This is a genomic window from uncultured Sphingomonas sp. (genome assembly GCF_902806265.1).
GTDB lineage: Bacteria > Pseudomonadota > Alphaproteobacteria > Sphingomonadales > Sphingomonadaceae > Sphingomicrobium.
The window spans coordinates 81130-99367 of the sequence record NZ_CADCVZ010000015.1 but is presented as its reverse complement, the minus strand read 5'-3'; the positions used below and the strand labels follow the sequence as shown (position 1 = coordinate 99367).

Annotated in this window: 21 protein-coding genes, 1 tRNA gene and 1 pseudogene; 16 read left to right on the top strand and 7 right to left on the bottom strand. The window is 68.8% G+C overall.

Annotation, left to right across the window (positions count from 1 at the left end; translation table 11 throughout):
• Positions 1-46 precede the first annotated feature (46 nt).
• The 12 genes and pseudogenes from QZX62_RS04215 (at position 47) to nadA (ending at position 8305) form a co-directional block, all read left to right on the top strand.
• Complete coding sequence (locus QZX62_RS04215) at positions 47-754, top strand: CoA transferase subunit A (RefSeq protein ID WP_294172393.1); 708 nt, start codon at positions 47-49, stop codon at positions 752-754.
• Positions 754-1410 carry a 3-oxoacid CoA-transferase subunit B gene (locus QZX62_RS04210; protein ID WP_294172392.1) on the top strand — a complete coding sequence of 219 codons (657 nt, stop codon included), beginning with the start codon at positions 754-756 and terminating at the stop codon, positions 1408-1410. Before QZX62_RS04215 ends, QZX62_RS04210 begins: the two co-directional genes overlap by 1 nt.
• Positions 1407-1685 carry a hypothetical protein gene (locus QZX62_RS04205; protein WP_294172390.1) on the top strand — a complete coding sequence of 93 codons (279 nt, stop codon included), beginning with the start codon at positions 1407-1409 and terminating at the stop codon, positions 1683-1685. The genes QZX62_RS04210 and QZX62_RS04205 overlap by 4 nt, the downstream gene beginning before the upstream one ends.
• 97 nt (positions 1686-1782) lie before the next feature.
• Positions 1783-2781 (top strand): NADPH:quinone oxidoreductase family protein, encoded by a 999-nt coding sequence (locus QZX62_RS04200; RefSeq protein ID WP_294172388.1) that lies wholly within the window; start codon positions 1783-1785, stop codon positions 2779-2781.
• 50 nt (positions 2782-2831) lie between these two features.
• Positions 2832-3257: pseudogene (locus QZX62_RS04195) on the top strand (GNAT family N-acetyltransferase).
• Positions 3258-3320: 63 nt separating this feature from the next.
• The gene (locus tag QZX62_RS04190) at positions 3321-3644 is read left to right on the top strand and encodes a DUF1476 domain-containing protein (RefSeq protein ID WP_294172377.1); all 324 of its coding nucleotides are present in this window, start codon (positions 3321-3323) and stop codon (positions 3642-3644) included.
• Positions 3645-3646: 2 nt separating this feature from the next.
• Complete coding sequence (locus tag QZX62_RS04185) at positions 3647-3877, top strand: BolA family protein (RefSeq protein WP_294172375.1); 231 nt, start codon at positions 3647-3649, stop codon at positions 3875-3877.
• A 12-nt stretch (positions 3878-3889) separates the two neighbouring features.
• Positions 3890-4204: a Grx4 family monothiol glutaredoxin gene (gene grxD / locus QZX62_RS04180; protein WP_294172372.1), complete on the top strand. Its 315-nt coding sequence runs from the start codon at positions 3890-3892 to the stop codon at positions 4202-4204.
• A gap of 241 nt (positions 4205-4445) precedes the next feature.
• Entirely contained in the window at positions 4446-5678 is a 1233-nt protein-coding gene (locus QZX62_RS04175) for a glycosyltransferase (protein WP_294172370.1), read from the top strand.
• 14 nt (positions 5679-5692) lie between these two features.
• Positions 5693-6544, top strand: coding sequence for an MBL fold metallo-hydrolase (locus QZX62_RS04170; protein ID WP_294172369.1), 852 nt, complete (start codon positions 5693-5695; stop codon positions 6542-6544).
• 26 nt (positions 6545-6570) lie between these two features.
• Positions 6571-7263, top strand: coding sequence for a hypothetical protein (locus QZX62_RS04165; RefSeq protein ID WP_294172368.1), 693 nt, complete (start codon positions 6571-6573; stop codon positions 7261-7263).
• A gap of 40 nt (positions 7264-7303) precedes the next feature.
• Entirely contained in the window at positions 7304-8305 is a 1002-nt protein-coding gene (nadA, locus tag QZX62_RS04160; RefSeq protein WP_294172366.1) for a quinolinate synthase NadA, read from the top strand.
• Between the two features lie 60 nt (positions 8306-8365).
• Here nadA and QZX62_RS04155 read toward each other — a convergent pair whose 3' ends face one another.
• The 3 genes from QZX62_RS04155 to QZX62_RS04145 form a co-directional block, all read right to left on the bottom strand.
• Positions 8366-8704, bottom strand: a complete 339-nt coding sequence (locus QZX62_RS04155) for a GFA family protein (RefSeq protein WP_294172364.1) — start codon at positions 8702-8704, stop codon at positions 8366-8368.
• Positions 8705-8839: 135 nt separating this feature from the next.
• Positions 8840-9274, bottom strand: coding sequence for a DUF4112 domain-containing protein (locus QZX62_RS04150; RefSeq protein ID WP_294172359.1), 435 nt, complete (start codon positions 9272-9274; stop codon positions 8840-8842).
• A 1-nt stretch (position 9275) separates the two neighbouring features.
• Positions 9276-10769, bottom strand: coding sequence for an ABC transporter substrate-binding protein (locus tag QZX62_RS04145; RefSeq protein ID WP_294172357.1), 1494 nt, complete (start codon positions 10767-10769; stop codon positions 9276-9278).
• Between the two features lie 107 nt (positions 10770-10876).
• On the opposite strand from QZX62_RS04145, the gene QZX62_RS04140 reads away from it, so the two are divergent.
• Positions 10877-12877 carry a transglycosylase domain-containing protein gene (locus tag QZX62_RS04140; protein WP_294172356.1) on the top strand — a complete coding sequence of 667 codons (2001 nt, stop codon included), beginning with the start codon at positions 10877-10879 and terminating at the stop codon, positions 12875-12877.
• Positions 12878-13023: 146 nt separating this feature from the next.
• Positions 13024-13185, top strand: coding sequence for a Flp family type IVb pilin (locus tag QZX62_RS04135; protein WP_294172354.1), 162 nt, complete (start codon positions 13024-13026; stop codon positions 13183-13185).
• A 103-nt stretch (positions 13186-13288) separates the two neighbouring features.
• On the opposite strand, the gene QZX62_RS04130 is transcribed toward QZX62_RS04135, so the two are convergent.
• Positions 13289-13364 (bottom strand) — tRNA-Ala (locus QZX62_RS04130).
• Between the two features lie 133 nt (positions 13365-13497).
• Positions 13498-13836, bottom strand: coding sequence for a TIGR02300 family protein (locus QZX62_RS04125; protein ID WP_294172352.1), 339 nt, complete (start codon positions 13834-13836; stop codon positions 13498-13500).
• Between the two features lie 100 nt (positions 13837-13936).
• On the opposite strand from QZX62_RS04125, the gene QZX62_RS04120 reads away from it, so the two are divergent.
• Together QZX62_RS04120 and QZX62_RS04115 are read left to right on the top strand one after the other, a co-directional pair.
• A complete protein-coding gene (locus QZX62_RS04120) occupies positions 13937-14578 on the top strand; it encodes a d(CMP) kinase (RefSeq protein WP_294172349.1) in 642 nt (213 codons plus the stop codon).
• Positions 14579-14588: 10 nt separating this feature from the next.
• Positions 14589-16262: a thiamine pyrophosphate-binding protein gene (locus tag QZX62_RS04115; RefSeq protein WP_294172346.1), complete on the top strand. Its 1674-nt coding sequence runs from the start codon at positions 14589-14591 to the stop codon at positions 16260-16262.
• Here QZX62_RS04115 and QZX62_RS04110 read toward each other — a convergent pair.
• Both QZX62_RS04110 and QZX62_RS04105 read right to left on the bottom strand, forming a co-directional pair.
• A complete protein-coding gene (locus tag QZX62_RS04110; RefSeq protein WP_294172344.1) occupies positions 16259-17572 on the bottom strand; it encodes an erythromycin esterase family protein in 1314 nt (437 codons plus the stop codon). The two genes, QZX62_RS04115 and QZX62_RS04110, sit on opposite strands and share 4 nt — an antisense overlap.
• Complete coding sequence (locus QZX62_RS04105) at positions 17550-18212, bottom strand: protein-L-isoaspartate(D-aspartate) O-methyltransferase (RefSeq protein ID WP_294172343.1); 663 nt, start codon at positions 18210-18212, stop codon at positions 17550-17552. Before QZX62_RS04105 ends, QZX62_RS04110 begins: the two co-directional genes overlap by 23 nt.
• Positions 18213-18238: the final 26 nt, after the last annotated feature.

Sequence of the window (18238 nt, the reverse complement as noted above, 5' to 3'; positions counted from 1 at the left end):
TTCTTTTCGGACTGGACCTCGGCCTTCGCCGGGGTACTAAGACGGCATGAAGAAAATCTACCCTGACGCCGCCGCCGCGCTCGACGGCCTGCTCCGCGATGGCATGACGGTCGCCGCGGGCGGCTTCGGCCTGTGCGGCATTCCCGAGCGGCTGATCGACGCCATTCAGGCAAGCGGGGTCACCGACCTCACCATCGCCTCCAACAACGCCGGCATCGACAACGAAGGCCTCGGCAAGCTGCTCCGCACGCGCCAGGTCAAAAAGATGATCAGCAGCTACGTCGGCGAGAACAAGGAGTTCGAGCGACAATTTCTTGCCGGCGAGCTGGAGGTCGAGTTCTGCCCCCAGGGCACGCTCGCCGAGCGCCTTCGCGCGGGCGGCGCCGGCATTCCTGGCTTCTACACCAAAACGGGCGTCGGCACGGAGGTCGCGGAGGGCAAGGAGCACAAGGAGTTCGACGGCGAGACCTACATCCTCGAACGCGGCATCCGCGCCGACTTGTCGATCATCAAGGGCTGGAAGGCCGACGAGGCCGGCAACCTGGTGTTCCGCAAGACCGCCCGCAACTTCAACCAGCCCGCGGCGACCAGCGGTCGCATCTGCGTCGCCGAGGTCGAGGAGATCGTGCCGGTCGGGAGCCTCGACCCCGACTCCATCCATCTGCCGTCGATCTACGTAAAGCGCATGATCCTTGGCGCGCCCTACGACAAGAAGATCGAATTCCGCACCGTTCGCCAGAGGGAGGCCGCGTGATGGCAACCGCCGTTGAAACCAAGGGCTGGACCCGCGACCAGATGGCCGCGCGGGCCGCCAAGGAGCTGCGCGACGGCTTCTACGTCAACCTCGGCATCGGCATCCCGACGCTCGTGGCGAACAACATTCCCGTCGGCATGGAAGTGACGCTCCAATCCGAGAACGGGATGCTCGGCATCGGCCCCTTTCCTTACGAGGACCAGGTCGACCCCGACCTTATCAACGCCGGCAAGCAGACCATCAGCGAGCTCGCCTCGTCCAGCTACTTCAGCTCCGCCGACAGCTTCGCCATGATCCGCGGCGGGCACATCGACCTGACGGTGCTCGGCGCGATGGAGGTCAGCCAGGATGGCGACATCGCCAACTGGATGATCCCGGGCAAGATGATCAAGGGCATGGGCGGCGCCATGGACCTGGTCGCCGGCGTCAAGAAGATCATCGTGGTGATGGAGCATACCTCCAAAAACGGCGACCCCAAGTTCATTCCTGAGTGCACCCTGCCGCTGACCGGCAAGAACGTCGTCGACATGGTCGTCACCGATCTTGCGGTGTTCCAGCGGCCCGATCACGAGTCCCCCTTCAAGCTGATTGAACTCGCGCCGGGGGTGACGCGGGAAGAAGTGCGCGAGAAGACCACGGCCAACTACGTCGAGTGAGGTGGCCCGCCGCCCTCGCGCTGCTGCTCGCGGGCTGCGACGGTGGTGAACAGGCGACGGCGATCGACGGTTCTTCGCCGCAATCCTTTCAGCGGACCACGGAGGCGGCCCGCTCCGACCTGCCCGTGGGCGACCGCCTCGACTACGACCGCGCGCTCGCCAGCGTCGGGACCCGCCGCTTCGCCGACGACGACAAGGCCGCACTCGCCCGGACGACCTTCGACGGCATGACGGCGGCGCAGGTGGTGGCGGACTATCGCGCGCGGCAGCAGTAATCGTCACCCCGGCCTTGAGCCGGGGTCCGCCTTCCTTCATGGCCGGCTCGAAGAAGGCGGATGCCGGATCAGGTCCGGCATGACGTAGGAGAGCATTGTGCGCGCACTCTTGAGCCACGCACCCGGTGGCCCCGAAACCCTCCAGGTTACCGACCTCCCCGACCCGCAGCCCGGCCCCGGCCAGCTCCTGGTCCGCGTCCGCGCGGCGGCCATCAACTACCCCGACGTGCTGATCATCGAGGACAAGTATCAGCTCAAGCCGCCCCGCCCCTTCGCGCCGGGGGGCGAGATCGGTGGTGTGGTGATCGGCGTCGGCCAGGGCGTTGAGGGTTGGAGCGAAGGCGACCGCCTCATCGCCGTCCCGGGCTTCGGCGGTCTGTCGGAGCAGATCGCCATCCCCGCCGCCAGCGCCTTTCGACTGCCCACCGAGCGCAGCTTCACCGAAGGCGCGGCGCTCCTGCTCACCTACGCGACCAGCATCCATGCCCTATGGGACCGCGGCCGCCTGCAAGCCGGGCAGGCCGTGCTCGTGCTGGGCGCAGCCGGCGGGGTCGGCCTCGCCGCGGTGGAGCTCGGCAAGGCTCGTGGCGCCCGGGTGATCGCCGCCGTCTCGTCCGAGGACAAGGCGCAGGCTGCCCGCGCTGCCGGTGCCGACGACGCCATCGTCTACCCACGAGGCCCCTTTGACCGCGACGGCCAGAAAGCGCTCGCCGACCAGTTCAAGACCGCGGTCGGGCCCGCCGGAGCGGACGTCATCTACGATCCGGTGGGCGGCGACTATGCCGAGCCGGCGCTGCGCGCCATCGCCTGGGAGGGCCGCTACCTGGTGGTCGGCTTCCCCGCCGGGATTCCCCGGCTTCCGCTCAACCTGACCCTGCTCAAAAGCTGCGACGTGTGCGGCGTGTTCTGGGGCGCCTTCGCCATGCGCGACCCGCAAGCGAACGCCGCCCACGTCGCCGAGCTGTTCCAGCTATGGGACGCCGGCAAGATCAGCCCCAAGGTCAGCGCCACTTTTCAGCTCGAGCGCGCGGGCGAGGCGATCGCCGCCATCGCCGCCCGCCAAGTGATCGGCAAGCTGGTGGTGGAGATCGGGTGAGCCTGGAAGTCCGGCGTCTCACACCCGGCGACTTCGAGGCGTTCCGGGCGATGAACCGGCTGTTCGCTCGCGCCTTCGACGACGCCGAGCACTACGGTTCAGCGCCGCCGAGCGATGTGTACATCGAAGAACGGTTGGCCGACACGACCTTCGTCGCTCTGCTCGCCACGCTCAACCAAGAGCCGGTCGGAGCGCTGGCCGCCTACGAGCTCAAGAAGTTCGAGCGGGAGCGCAGCGAGCTCTACATCTATGACCTGGCGGTCGAGGAAGCGCACCGCCGGCAGGGCGTCGCCACCGCGCTCATCGGCTGGCTCCAACACTATGCCGGCAGCACGAACGCCTAGGTCATCTTCGTCCAGGCCGACCCGCCCGACCTGCCCGCCGTAGCCTTGTACGACAAGCTTGGCACGCGCGAGGAGGTGCTGCACTTCGACATCCCGGCCGGACTCAACCAAAGTCCGGACCTTCCCAGCTGACACGTTGCCTGCCGCCCCGGCGCGCCCTATCTGCGGGTGAACGAACAGGGGGACGGTGAGGCCATGACCACCTTTGACGATCGCGAACGCGCCTTCGAGACCAAGTTCGCGCATGACGAGGAGATGCGCTTTCGCCTGCTCGCCCGGCGCAACAAGCTGCTTGGGCTATGGGCGGCGAAGCTGATGAACCTGTCGCCGGCCGAGGCCGACTCCTACGCCATGGATGTGGTGCGCGCCGACTTCGAGGAGGGCGGTGACGAGAACGTGATTCGCAAACTGCTTGGCGACCTGACGGGTGCCGGCGTGGATGCCGACGACGCCCAAATCCGCGAGCAGCTTGGGTTCAAGACGGCCGAAGCCAAGCGCCAGCTGGTGGACACGCAATAGCCATGCCGATGGCCGCCCAAGATATCGAAGCGCTGATCCGCGCCGCCATCCCGGACGCGGAGGTGACCATCCGCGATCTCGCCGGCGACGGCGATCATTATGCCGCGCGCGTGGTGTCGGCGAGCTTCGCCGGACTGCCGCGCGTCCGCCAGCACCAGCGGGTCTATGCCGCGCTCGGCGGGCGCATGGGCGGCGAACTTCATGCACTGCAGCTCGAAACCGCGGTGCCCTGACGGAGAAAAAGAATGACCGACGCAACCAGCCGCATCGACCAGCTCGTCAAGAGCAACGACGTGGTGCTTTTCATGAAGGGCACCGCCCTGTTTCCGCAGTGCGGCTTTTCCAGCCGGGCGGTGGCGATCCTCGACCGCCTCGGCGTGCCGTTCGAAACGGTGGACGTGCTGCAGGACCAGGAGGTTCGCCAAGGCATCAAGGCCTATTCGAACTGGCCCACCATACCCCAGCTCTACGTGCATGGCGAGTTCGTCGGCGGCTCCGACATCATGATGGAGATGTTCGAGAACGGCGAGCTGCAGCAGCTGGTCACGGCCGAAGCCTGAGCAAAAGAAAGAAGGGACGGCGCGCGGGGACCAGATCCGCGGCACCGTCCCTTCTAGCTTGGTGTGGGAACCAAGGTGGACGCTCTTACTAAGCACCCTCCATGCCAACTAGATCGGAACCGCAGTTTTCGGCTCTTTTCGCCTGCAGCCCTCTGTATGCGTCGGAAGCTTTTGTAAATTCCATCGACAGTTTGCCGTCGGGCGGGCCGTTCCGCTAGACGGTGACCCCATGCACGGCCCCATGCTTGAACCGCGAGGCGGTGCGCGCCTCTACTGCGACCTGACGCAGAGCTGGTCGGCGGTGGGCGGCGGCGTCGGCACCTATCTCCGGGCCAAGCGCGCGCACATTCTGGAGAACACGCCGCATCGGCACCTGTTGATTCTGCCCGGCGATTGCGACCGGGTGGAGGCGGACGGCCGCGCCACCACCGTGTGGATCAAGTCGCCGGCCGTGCCGTTCAGCCCCAATTACCGGCTGCTCCTCCGCAACCCGGCCGTGCGCGAGGCACTTGAGCGCTTCCGGCCCGATGCGATCGAATGCCAGGACGCTTACAACCTGCCCTGGGCCGCGCTCGCCCATCGCATGCGGCATCCGCATACCGTTCTGGTGGCCGGCTACATGACCGACTTCCCGACCGTCTACGCCGGACGGCCGTTTTCCAAAACCTTCGGAGCGGCCGTGGGCGGCGCCGCGGCTCGGCTCTGTTATAACTACTGCGGCCGGCTCTATCGGCAGTTCGATGCGGTCTACGCCCTGTCCGATCATGGGGGCGGCAACATGCTCCGCTCGCTTGGCGTTGATCCGGTGCATATCCTGCCGCTCGGCGTGGAGTTGGAGGCGTTCGGACCGGAGAATCGCGACCTGGACCTGCGCCGCGAGTTGGGCCTTGACGACAACCAGCCGCTGCTGATCTACGTCGGCCGGCTGGATATCGAAAAGCGGCCGGACCTCGTGGTGGAAGCCTTTCGCCGCCTGCCCTCCGACCTCGGCGCCAAGCTGGTCATCCTCGGCCAGGGTCCGCAACGCGAGCAGTTCGAAGCGCTCGGCGATCCCCGGATCATCACGCCGGGGTTCGTCACCGACCGCCCGAGCCTCGCCCGCTGGCTGGCGTCCAGCGACATCTACGTCTCCGCCATGCCCAACGAGACCTTCGGGGTATCGGTGATCGAGGCGCAGGCATCGGGTCTGCCGGTGGTCGGAGTAGCGGCAGGCGCGATGCTCGAGCGGGTGTTTGCAGGCATGGGCAAGCTCGGGCCCGTGGCCGACCCCGACGCGATGGCCGCCAACATCCTTGAAGTCTGGCGCGACGATCCTCGCGGAACCGGCGCCCGCGGCCGGGCGCATGTCGCGGGCGAGTTCAGCTGGAGGCACAGCATGGACGTGCTGTTCGGCGAAGTGCTGCCGGCCGCTTTCGCCCGCCGTGCAGCCGCGCTCGGCAGCAGCGGCCCGGCCCCGCTCGCCGCGGCGGCCTGAAGCAAGCTCCACCCATGAACGCGCCCTATGGTCAGCTGATCGAGGCCGAGCCCGGCATCGCCCGCCTGCTCGCGCCCAACCCATCGCCCTACACCGCGACCGGCACGCAGGTGCACCTGGTCGGCACCCGCGAGCTGGCGGTGATTGACCCCGGCCCCGACGAGGCCGCGCACATCGACGCACTGCTGGCTGCCATCGCCGGCCGCCCCGTCATGGCCATCCTGGTCACCCACACCCACCGCGACCATTCGCCGGCAGCAGCAAGCCTCCGCGAGCGAACGGAGGCACCGGTGGTCGGCTGCGGCGCCCTCCCGCTCGCCGACCTCGGCCCGGGCGCGGAAGCATTCGATCGCGACTACCGCCCCGACCGCGTGCTGGCGGACGGCGAGAGCATCGCCGTGGACGGCCGCACCCTGACCGCGATCGCGACACCCGGCCACACCTCCAACCACCTGTGCTTCGCCGACCAAGGCAGCGGCGCCCTGTTCAGCGGCGACCATGTGATGGGCTGGTCGACCAGCGTCGTCATCCCGCCCGACGGGCACATGGGCGACTACCTGCGCAGCCTGGACAAGCTCCGCACCCGCGCCGACCGCATCTACTACCCCGCACATGGCGACCCGGTCACCGACCCGCAGCGGCTGGTCCGCGGCATGCTGAACCATCGGCTGCAGCGCGAGGCCCAGGTCCGCCGCCGCCTGGACGAAGGCGACCGCACGGTCGAGCAGATCGTCGCCGCCGCCTACCCCGCATTGGACCCGCGCCTGATCCCCGCCGCGGGCGCTTCCGTACTCGCCCACTTGCTGGACCTTCAGGAGCGCGGGCTCGTTCAGCACGACAACGAGCAATGGAAACCACTCGCATAGACCGCCCCCGCCGTTCCCGACTCCGGGTGCGAAACCTGCTCTGGGGCTTGCTGGCCATCGCCGCGCTGATCGGCCTCGGCTACTACCTCGCCCGCCACCAGGATCGGCAGGTGCAGCAGCAGGTCGAGGAAAGCGACCTTGACCGGCTGGTCGTCGCGCTGCGCGAGAACCGCAACCGGCTGCAGGTCTACCGCCTCTCCGGCACGGTGACGACCAAGCGCGAAACCCGCGGCGGCATCGGCGACATCCTCCAGGGCGAGATGGCGGTGCGGCAGCCCTGGTCGGTGGCCTACTTCGTCAACATGGGCGACCTTGGCCTGGACGATTATGTATGGGACGAGCGGACCCGGACCCTGCTCGTCCGGGCGCCGGGTGCCACGCCCGAGACGCCCAACATCGACGAAAGCCGACAGGTGGTCGCCTACGACGGACCACTGATCACCCGCGACATGCAGACGAAGCTGCGGCAGGGCGTAGCCATCGGCGCGCGGCAGCAAGCGGCGGCCGAGGCGGCCAAGCCGGAGAACCTCGCCGCCGCCACCCGCGCTGGCCGCGAGGCGATCGCCCGCAACCTGCAGGCGCCGCTCCAAGCCGCCGGGCTGGGCAACGTCACGGTGGTGGTGCGCGCCCCCACGGACGGCCAGCCACGCGACGGCGAGCGCTGGGACGTCAGCCGTTCCATTGCGGACGTGCTCGAGGAGCGCGCGGCAAGTCGCTAAACTCTTCCGTTTGGACGCCGCAACCTACATATACGCAGGCATGACCGCACCCGTGCACAACCTGAGGGGCGTTGACCTCCTCGCCGAGATCAAGCGGCTCAAGACCGAGCGCAACGCCGTCATCCTCGCGCACTACTACCAGAAGCCGGAGATCCAGGACCTCGCCGATTTCGTCGGCGACAGCCTCGACCTCTCACGCAAGGCCGCCGCCACCGACGCGGACGTGATCGCCTTTTGCGGCGTGCGCTTCATGGCCGAGACCGCCAAGATCCTGTCACCGGGAAAGACGGTGATCCTGCCCGACATGGACGCCGGCTGCAGCCTGGAGGACAGCTGCCCGCCCGACCAGTTCGCCGCCTTCCGCGCGGCGCACCCGGACCATATCGCGCTGACCTACATCAACTGTTCGGCGGCGGTGAAGGCATTGAGCGACATCATCGTCACCAGCTCCTCGGCCGACATCATCCTCCAGCAGATCCCGCCCGAGCAGCCGATCATCTTCGGCCCCGACCGGCACCTCGGCGGCTATCTCGCCCGCCGCACCGGCCGCGACATGCTGCTGTGGCCGGGCGTGTGCATCGTCCACCAGGCGTTTTCCGAAACCGAGCTGCTGAAGCTCAAGGCGCAACACCCCGGCGCGCCGGTCGCGGCCCATCCCGAATGCCCGCCGCACATCGTCGACCATGCCGAGCTCGTCGGCTCGACCAAGGCGATCCTCGACTTCGCCATCCGCAGTGACAGCGACACCATCCTGGTCGCGACCGAGCCGCACATCATCCACCAGATGGAGAAGGCCGCGCCGCACAAGACCTTCATCGGCGTGCCCGGCGGCGACGGCAACTGCAACTGCAACATGTGCCCCTACATGGCGCTCAACACGCTGGAGAAGCTCTACGTCGCCCTGCGCGACCTCGAGCCGCGCATCGAGCTATCGCCTGAGCTCATGGACCGCGCCCGCGTGCCCCTCGAGCGCATGCTGGAGATGGCGGGCCGCACGGTCGGGCAGGGCGACGTGGGACGGCCGGTGATCGGCGGAAGCTAGGCCCGCGCCTGCGATACACGAACGTCGGCTATGGGTGGAAAGCAGACAACAGAGAATGCGCTAGTAGCTCGCGCCATCGATCAGGCGACGCGGCAGCTCGCGCAGCAGCGCTGGGTCAAACATCCTGAGGTTTACCGCCATGCGCCTGTAAGCCGGATCGGTCGGCGTCCAGTGCGTCGTGCAGCCACAAGTCTGGCAGTGCCACAGGTCGAGTGCGCGATCGCCCTGCTGGTACGAAACGCCTTCTCCCTCCACAGTTACGGCGTCGGGGGCGCAATAGTGCCAGAGCCCGGCCGTGCGCCGACAAATCGAGCAATTGCATTCGCCGGCGTCGGACGGCTCATCGCGCAGGGTCAACCGAACCCGCCCGCAGTGGCAGCTTCCGTGATGCTCGCTCATCCTCGCGCCTCCTAAACTGTGCAGGCAGAGCTCGCTGGCCGACCGCGTCTCGTCGGATAGGGCGACCCCTGACTGCTGCTTCGTTGCTTTTTCGCAGCGCTTGAATGTCCGCAATGGGTCGAAAGCGGACATCGCTCAACCGCGTCCCCGGGCCTCCACGTCCACCGTCTTCGTGCCCGGATGGTGCTTGTCGAGATACCGCTTGATCATCCGCAGGTTGCGGGTGTTCGAGCGGAAGAAGAAGTCGGGCACCGCGCCCACGAACGGGATCATGCCAAGCGCCCAATCGACGCCGATGTTGCCGCCCATGCGCGTGATCTGCCACTTGGACATGCCGAGGTTCTTGGCTTCCCACGCCAGGTAGGCGCCGATGCCCGCGGCGATCGTCGGCCCGACCACCGGCACGAAGTCGAGCGCCACATCCAGACCGACACCCTTGTTCGTCCCGGGCACCGTGACCAGCCGCTCCATCAGCTTCTCCAGCCGTTCGAGCCGTTCCCGCACGGCCTGCGGATCCCGGCCGAAGGGCGGCAGCGGCGAACGGTTCAGCGGTTCGGGCCGGATGGCCATGTCAGCGGTTCTCGCCTGGTGGGTTGCGGAGGTCGGTCAGCGTATGCCGCGCGAAGCGGTTTTCCGCAAAGCCCGGCAGCGCGCGCGATACCAGTGACCAGCGGACCGGAGCGGCGATCGGCAGGAACAGGGTCTGCTCGCGGATCAACCGCTCGGCATCGGCGAACAGTGCTGCACGCTGCGCCGCCACCGGGGCGAGCCGGGCTGCGGCCAGCAACTCGTCCGCCTCCTCCGAGCAGATCGGCGCCACCTCGCAGCGGAACTGGCGGAGATACCAGGCCGGCGACACGGACGGCGCGACCACGTCGAGCAGCCGGAGGTCGGCGCCTCGCGCCCGCTCCGCGTGCTCCACTTGCAGCCCGAGCGGGCCCCAGTCCGCTTGCAGCCGCCGAATGACGATGTCGCTGCCGGGTCCTTCGGGCAAGAAGACGCGAAGCGTCGGCGGCTCGCCATCCTCCGGCTCGAACAGCGCGCGGCCGCGCGCGACCAGGTCGGCCCGCCGCTCGGCGATTGGCACGGCGGCCCACGGCGGCACCGCTGGCGCGATGTTCCCGTCCAGCCCCGGCTGCAGCACGCCGGCGCGCGCTTCCAGGTCGGGCGCCCCCAGCGCCGCAACCAGCGCCTGCCGGTCGATCGCCTCGTCCAGCAGCGCGCGGACCTCCGGATTGGCGAGCAGGCCGCCCTCCCGCGCAGGGATCAGTCCGAACAGTCCCGCGGCCGGGTCGAACCGCAGCGTGCCCCGCGGCAACCGCGTCCCCGCTACATAGGGCGCGTCGACGAAGGTCCCGCCCAGGACCATGTGGGTTCGCCCCGCCAGGAAGCCGCGTACGGCCGGCACGATCTCGGCCGCACCGAGCTCCACCACTTCTTTCGGCTGCTCGCCGCGATCGCCGGGATCGCCAAGGTCGCGCTCCAGCCGAACTGGCGCTTCGACTCCCTCGGCGCCGTCCTCCGCAAGTGCGAACGGCCCCGTCCCTTCGCCATTGCGAACCAGCGCGAACTCCGGCTGGGCCAGCAATTGCAGCAAGTGCGGCCGGGGCGCCCTCAAGCGGATTTCCAGCACACGGTCGGTCATCGCGACGATCTGGTCGACCGCGCCGAACGCATCCTTGAGCGGATTTCGGCTCGCGGGGGTGAGCTGCCGGCGGAGCATTCGAGCCACGTCGTAGGCCGTGATCTTCCGCCCCGACGGCCACTCGCCCGTCTGCAGCCGGAAGATGTAGCTCAGCCCATCGTCGCTGACGTTCCACCGCTCGGCGAGGCCCGCCTCGATATTCCCCTGCGCGTCGAATCCCACCAGGCCCTGCGCCGCGTTGCCCAGCAGCACTTCCGTCGGACGGCTGAGCGGCAGCGCCGCCGGATCGACGATCCTGAGCGCCTCGCCGATCACCGTCACTCGGACGGGCCCTTCCTGCCGCTCCTCGCATCCGGCGAGCGTCAGCGCGGCCGCACCCAAGGCACCGCACAGCAGTCGGCCGATACAGATGCCCTTCATCGTCCTTGCTCTAGCGCCGCCGCCCGTTACACCCAAGCTCTCTAGCCAAGCTCGCATTGCTGTATTAGTGGAGCAAGGCAGTATGACAAGGTGGCGCACCCCGTAAGATGGCCGATCGCGACTCTCCCTGGCAGCGCAACGGCGCTAACATCGAGGAGTTGCCCGACCCCTTTGCGCCGCCGCCGCGGCCATATGCCGACTATTCCGATGCCGATGTCCCGCAGCCCAGGCCCAGGCGGCGCTGGTGGCGGATGGGCTTCACCGCTTTCTTCGCGGTGCTGCTGCTGATCGTCGGCTGGCTGATCATCACCGCGCCCTTGTCGCGCGCGATGGAGCCGCTGCAGGACCCGGCCATGCTGCTGCTGTCGGCGGAGGGCACGCCCATCGCCCGGCGCGGCGCGGTCAAGGAAGCGCCGGTCGTCGCCTCCCGCCTTGATCCGCTCACCCCTGCCGCGTTCGTCGCGATTGAGGATCGCCGCTTCTTCCGCCATTGGGGCATCGATCCGCGGGCGATCGGACGCGCGATGGTCACCAACTTCTCGGCCGGCGGAGTCCGCCAGGGCGGCTCCACCATCACCCAGCAGCTCGCCAAGACCAGCTTCCTGTCGTCCGACCGCAGCCTCAAGCGCAAGGCGCAGGAGGTGATCATCGCCTTCTGGCTCGAAAGCTGGCTGACCAAGGATGAGATCCTCTCGCGCTATCTCTCGTCCGTCTACTTCGGCGACGGCGTCTATGGCCTGCGCGCGGCGTCGAAGCATTATTTCGGGCGGGAGCCGAGCCGGCTCACGCTCGCCCAGTCCGCCATGCTCGCCGGGTTGGTGCAGGCGCCCTCGCGGCTTGCCCCGACCAAGAACCTGCCCGCGGCGCAGAAGCGCGCCCGGCTGGTGCTCGCCGCCATGGCCGACACCGGCGTGATCACGGAGGCACGCGCCCGCTCGACCAAGGCCGCACGCCCGATCGCACGTTCGAACCGGGTCCCCACCGGCACCTTCTTTGCCGACTGGGTGGCCCCGTCCGCCAGCCAGGCCTTCGAAAGCGACTTCGGGCAGGTCAAGGTTCGTACCACCCTGGACGCCGACCTGCAGAAGATCGCGGTTCGCGCCATCAGCAACGCCGAGATCGGCAATGCCCAGGCGGCGCTGGTAGCGATGCGCCCCGACGGCCGGGTCGTCGCGATGGTCGGCGGCAAGAGCTACAAAAGCTCGCCATTCAACCGGGCGACCCAGGCGCGTCGCCAGCCCGGCTCCGCCTTCAAGCTGTTCGTCTACCTCGCCGCGCTCCGCTCGGGCTGGACGCCGAACAGCCGCATATCGGACACTCGGCTCACCATCGACGGCTGGAGCCCGGCGAACAACGACGGCGTGTACCGCGGCGAGCTTACGATGCGCCAAGCCTTTGCCCGCTCCAGCAACGCCGCGGCGGTGCGCCTGTCGGAGGCGGTCGGCCGGGAGAACGTGTTGCGCACCGCCCGCGACCTCGGCATCACCACGCCGCTGCCCAACTCGCCCAGCGTGGCGCTCGGCACCGCGGGCGTCAGCCTGCTGGAACTGACCTCCGCCTATGCGGCCGTCGCCTCCGGCCGCTATCCAGTGAAGGCGACCGGGCTGCCGGCGACCGGCAACGAGGACCAGAAGCTTGCCGCCAGCTTCTTCGGCCGGGGCGGCCGGCTCGACCGCGGCCGCGACTGGAAGCCGATGCTCGACCTCCTGTGGGCTTCCGCCAACGAAGGCACCGGCCGGCGCGCGGCGCTGGCCACGCCGACGTTCGGCAAGACCGGCACCAGCCAGGACAATCGCGACGCATTGTTCGTCGGTTTCGCGGGCGATCTGGTGGTGGGCGTGTGGGTCGGCCGCGACGACAACAAGTCGCTGGGCAAGTCGGTCAGCGGCGGCACCGCACCCGCGCAGATCTGGCGTAGCTTCATGGCGCCCGCACTCGCGGTCGATGGGCGCACCTCCACCGCGCTCCCATCCGACTATCAGGCGCCCCGCCCGGCCCCGCGGCCGGCCGAACGCCGCACTCCGCTGCCGGAGGACTGGACCGATCAGCCGCCGGCCTGGCTGGAGGACGTCGCACGCGAAGTCGAGCGCATGTTCGAGGGCTGGTAAGCGGCTGCCAACGCCTGAAGAATTGTTAACCCGCCGCTTTAAGAAGTCTTCAACCGTTCAACCGTAGAAAGGTCTCAACCGACGAGCTCTTTGGGCCGCCGGTGGGGGGGTAACGAGCCCCATAGTGTGGAACCAGGAGACCGGACATGGCGAAGTTTCTCAAGATCATCAAGGACAACAGCGGTGCAACGGCCATCGAGTACGGCCTGATTGCGGCTCTCATCTCGGTCGCCGCGATCGGCGCGCTGGGCCTGATCGGCGACAATCTGTCGGGCACGTTCAACAACGTCGCGACCAACCTCGATTAATCGAGGTTAGAGCGAAGCTCACGGGCGGCGGCGTCGAAAGGCGCCGCCGCTTTCGTTTGTGCTGGCGAGGCTAACGCAGGCGCTCGGCGGCCGATGGATGGAATGGTGGAGCCGAGGGGGATCGAACCCCTGACCTTCGCAATGCCATTGCGACGCTCTCCCAGCTGAGCTACGGCCCCGTGTTCCGCGCGCTTTAAGCGGTTTTAAGCGCGCGTCAAACCCTCTTCGTCATCCCGGCGGAGGCCAGGATCTCAGGTCATAAGCGCGCCATCCATCTGCGGGAGCCCAGGCCCGCGCAGAGGTGACCCGAACCTACAGATTCTCCTCGTCGTCGTCCGCGGTCTCGACGCCCAGGTCATCGTCGCCCGTGCCCAGATCGACCTCGTCGTCCGCGCTCGGCTCCTCGTCCTCGTCGGGAATGGCGAGATCCTCCGCACCCAGATCCTGGTCGGCCGCTGCGGGCTCAGGCACCACACCAGCGGCCGCGGCCGGGGTCTCGAACGGCAGGGGCTGCTTGGACTTCAGCACCGGCTCGGGCATCCAGGCGTTGCCGCACTCGATGCAGGTCACCGGATCGTCCTTGCCGAGATCGTAGAAACGGGTCGAGCATTTGGGGCACATGCGCTTGGCGCCCCATTCGGGCTTCACCATCGTGAAAACTCCAACAGTTCATGGAGCCGGCGGACGAGGGTCGCCGGCGAAATCGGCGGCGCCTTGCCATAGCGGCGGGTGGCTGTCAAAGCCGCCGCCGATGCGCCGTCCCCCCGACCTCGTGATCGCCGTCGACGGCCCGGCCGCCAGCGGCAAGGGCACCGTCGCCCGTGCGTTGGCCGCACGCTTCGGCCTGCCGCACCTCGATACCGGCACCCTCTATCGGGCCGTCGCGCTGAACCTGCTGCGCTGGGGCGGCGATCCCGAAAGCGAGTTCGCGGCCCTGCGCGCGTGCGACGGCATCGCCAGCCTGGCCGACGATCCCGAGCTTCGCGCCGAGGCCGTAGGCGGCGTCGCCAGCCGCATCTCGGCCTACCCCGCCGTCCGCGAAGCCCTGCTCGAACGCCAGCGCGACTTCGCCGGGCAGTCCGGCGGCGCAGTGCTCGACGGCCGCGACATCGGTACGGTGATCGCGCCGGCTGCGCACGCCAAGCTATTCGTCACCGCCTCCGCCGATGCCCGGGCCGAGCGGCGCCTCAACGAGCTGGAGCATCGCGGCCTCACCGCCCACCTTGCGGACGTCCTGCTCGACATCCGCGCCCGCGACGAGCGCGACAGCCACCGCGCCACTGCCCCGCTCGCCCGGGCGGAGGACGCGCTACTGCTCGACACCACCACGCTCGACCGCGACGCGGCGGTGGCCGAGGCGATCCGGCTGGTGGAGCAGCGCCTCGCCGGGTAGAGCCGCGGCCATGCCCGACTCCCCACCCCTCCGCACCGGCGGCCGCATCCTGGTCGACCAGCTCCGCATCCAGGGCTGCGACCGCATCTTCACCGTCCCGGGGGAAAGCTTCCTCGCCGTGCTCGACGCGCTGCACGACACGCCGGAGATCGACAGGGTGGTGTGCCGGCAGGAGGGCGGGGTGTCCTACATGGCGGAGGCCGACGGCAAGCTGACCGGCCGGCCCGGCGTCGCCTTTGTCACTCGCGGCCCCGGCGCGACCAACGCCACCCCCGGGGTGCATGTCGCGTTTCAAGACTCCACCCCCATGATCCTGTTCGTCGGCGACCTCGACCGCCGCGACAAGGACCGGGAGGGCTTTCAGGAGATCGACTTCCCCGTCTTCTTCGGGCCGATCGCCAAGTGGGCGGCCCGGATCGACGATGCCGCCCGCATCCCCGAATATGTCGCCCGTGCCTGGCGCGTCGCCACCGCCGGCCGCCCCGGCCCGGTCGTGCTCGCGCTACCCGAGGACATGCTGCGCGATGAGGTGGCGGTACCCGACCGACCGCCCGTTCCGCCAGTTGCGGAGAGCCCAGACCCGAGCGCCGTCGCTGCCTTGATCGAGCTGATGAAGGACGCCGCTGCACCCGTCGCCATCGTCGGCGGCGCGGATTGGGGCCCCGCCGCCGCCCACCACTTCGCCAACTTCGCCGCGCGCAACGGCATCCCCGTCGCTGCCGCCTTCCGCCGCCAGGACGCCGTCCCGAACAGCTGCCGCGTCTACGCCGGCAACACCGGCTACGGCCCCAACCCGAAGCTCACCGCGCGGATCAAGGCCGCGGACCTGCTGCTGGTGGTCGGTGCTCGGCTCGGCGAGTCGACCACCGACGGCTACACCCTCGTCACCCCCGATCACCCCGGTCAGACGCTGGTCCACGTCCACCCCGACCCCAACGAACTCGGCCGCGTCTACCACGCCGACCTGCCGATCTGCGCCGACATGGGCGAGTTCGCGCAGATGCTCGACACCTGGATGGACCCGGACCTCGTGCGCTTCGGCGCCGGCGAGGAGGCGCATGCCGAATGGCTCGAGTGGAGCGAGCCTCAAGCACGCGAGGGCGTCGCGATGGATCTCGGCGTTGCGATGCGGGCGCTCCGAGAGCAGCTCCCCGCCGACACGATCGTCTGCAACGGCGCCGGCAACTTCTCCGGCTGGGTCCACCGCTACTGGCGCTATGCCGGCTGCCCGAGCCAGCTCGCCCCGACCAGCGGGTCCATGGGCTATGGCCTCCCCGCCGCGGTTGCTGCCGCGCTACGCTTCCGCGATCGCCAGGTGCTGTGCGTCGCGGGTGACGGCGACTTCCTGATGAACGGCCAGGAACTCGCCACCGCCGCCCAGTACGGCGCCGACCTGCTGGTGATCGTGGTGGACAATGGCAGCTACGGCACCATCCGCATGCACCAGGAGCGCGACTATCCCGAGCGCCTGTCCGCCACCGACCTCACCAACCCCGATTTCGCCGCCTTAGGCCGCGCATACGGGGCCTGGGCCGAGACCGTCGAACGCACCGAAGCCTTCGCCCCCGCCTTCACCCGTGCGCAGGAGCGCCGCGGCATCCGCCTGCTCCACGTGAAGACGGACGTCGAGGTGATCAGCAACCAGACAACGATCTCCGCGCTGCGGGCAAAGGCGCGCGGCTAAAGACCGAACGGCCACAACTCGTCCTCACCCGCGCCGTGTACGTCGCTGAGCGGCGTCACCGCCCGCGTTTCATCGAACCACACCCAGCCGTCGAACTGCTCGGCGAGCACGCTCTCGACATAATGGCTCCAGCGCTCGGTCTCGGGCCGGTAGATCACCCCGATGTAGCGCTCCAGCCGCTCCTCGCGCGTCGGCGCGGGGCCATCCTCGCGCAGGTCGAGCAGGAAACGTCCGACGCCCGCGTCGTGACACAGCCGCTCATGGCTGCCCTCCACGCTCGACCGCACCTGCTTGACCTTCATCGGCGCATCCCAGTCGTCCGCCGCCGCCACCGTCCCACTGTGCGTGCCGAAGCCGATCAGCCGCGCCTGCTCGCCGAATCTCTCCTTCGCCAGCTGCCCGATGTTGAGCTCGCCGCGCTCGCGTCCCATGCCGGTCGCCCGTGCGTCGCCGATGTGGCTGTTGTGCGCCCAGACGACCGCCTTGGCGTTCGGTCCCTTGGCCTCGAGCAGTTGGCAGAGCGTCTCGAACATGTGCGTGTCGCGGGCGTTCCAACTGTCCTCAGAGGCAAGAAACATGGCGCGGTAGTAGCCCTCGGCGTTCTTGACCAAGCGCGCGTTCGCCGCGGCGTCGAGCCACTCGTCGCAGTCCCCGCCGAGGCACTGCCGCTCCAGGAGATCGGTCAGCATTGCGACCGCTCCGTCCGCACAGAAGCCGAAGCCCGCCGACTTCGCCATTGCTCCATATTGCGCGGGATTGCGGCTGAACGGGGCAAGGCACGAGTACCGTTCCCGCGCTTCAGCCGCGAGCTGCGGATCACGCTCCTCCAGGAAGCCGATCACCGCCTGCATCGACCCGTGCAGGTTGTAAAGGTCGAGCCCGTAGATGCCCGCCTGCGCGCCGTCGCTCAGCAGCCGGTTGTGGCCGTGCAGCCAGCGCACCAGCCCGTCGAACTCGGCATTGCGCCACATCCAGCTCGGGAAGCGCTGAAACGGAGCATCCTCGTCGGATGCTCCCTCGCCCACCCGCCGACCGCGGTGCCGCACATAGCGGTCGAGGTTCGCGGCGTCCGGCCAGTCCGCCTCCAGCGCAACGATGTTGACGCCGTGCCGCTCGACCAGCCGCCGCGTGATTGCCGCTCGCGCCCGGTAGAACTCGCTGGTCCCGTGGCTGGCCTCGCCTAGCAAAATCACCCGCGCGTCGGCGTAGCGGTCGAACGCTTCGGCAAAGCCGGGATCGTCGATGTCAGGCAGCGGTACCGCCGCATCGCGGATCAGCTCGGCAGGCTCAACTTGGGTCAGGCTCGTCATAGGCTTGGGCTCCGATCAGGGGAACGAACCTGACGGGCTCAAGCTCCTCACGATGCGGCTGGCGATCGCGGTCCAGGGTCACCCGGACGAGCTGCTGCACACCCTCGATCGCGCCGACCGGCATGACGATCCGGCCGCCGGGCGCGAGCTGCTCCAGCCAGGCCTGCGGCACCTGCGGCCCGGCCGCCGCGCAGACGATTGCATCGAACGGCGCCTGCCCCGGACAGCCAAGCGAGCCGTCGCGGGACAGTACCAGCACGTTGTCGAAGCCGAGGCTCCGCATCCGCTCGTCCGCCAGCCGCGCCAGCGCGGGGATGCGCTCCACCGCGATCACCGCGCGCGCCAACCGGCTCATCACCGCCGCCGCATACCCCGACCCTGCGCCCACCTCGAGCACTCGGTGGTCCGGCCCGATCTCCGCCGCATGGACTGTCAGCGCAACGATGTACGGCTGGCTGATCGTCTGCCCGCACTCGATCGGCAGCGCGCAGTCATCGTAAGCGCGCTCCTCAAGCTCGCGCGGCACGAACAGCTCGCGCGGCACAGCACTGAACGCTTCAAGCAGCCGCGGATCGCGCAGCCCCCGCCCGGCAATCTGCCGCTCGATCATCCGCTCGCGCGCTGCCGCAAAATCTGACATGATGCAGGAGCAGGAAAGCGGAACCA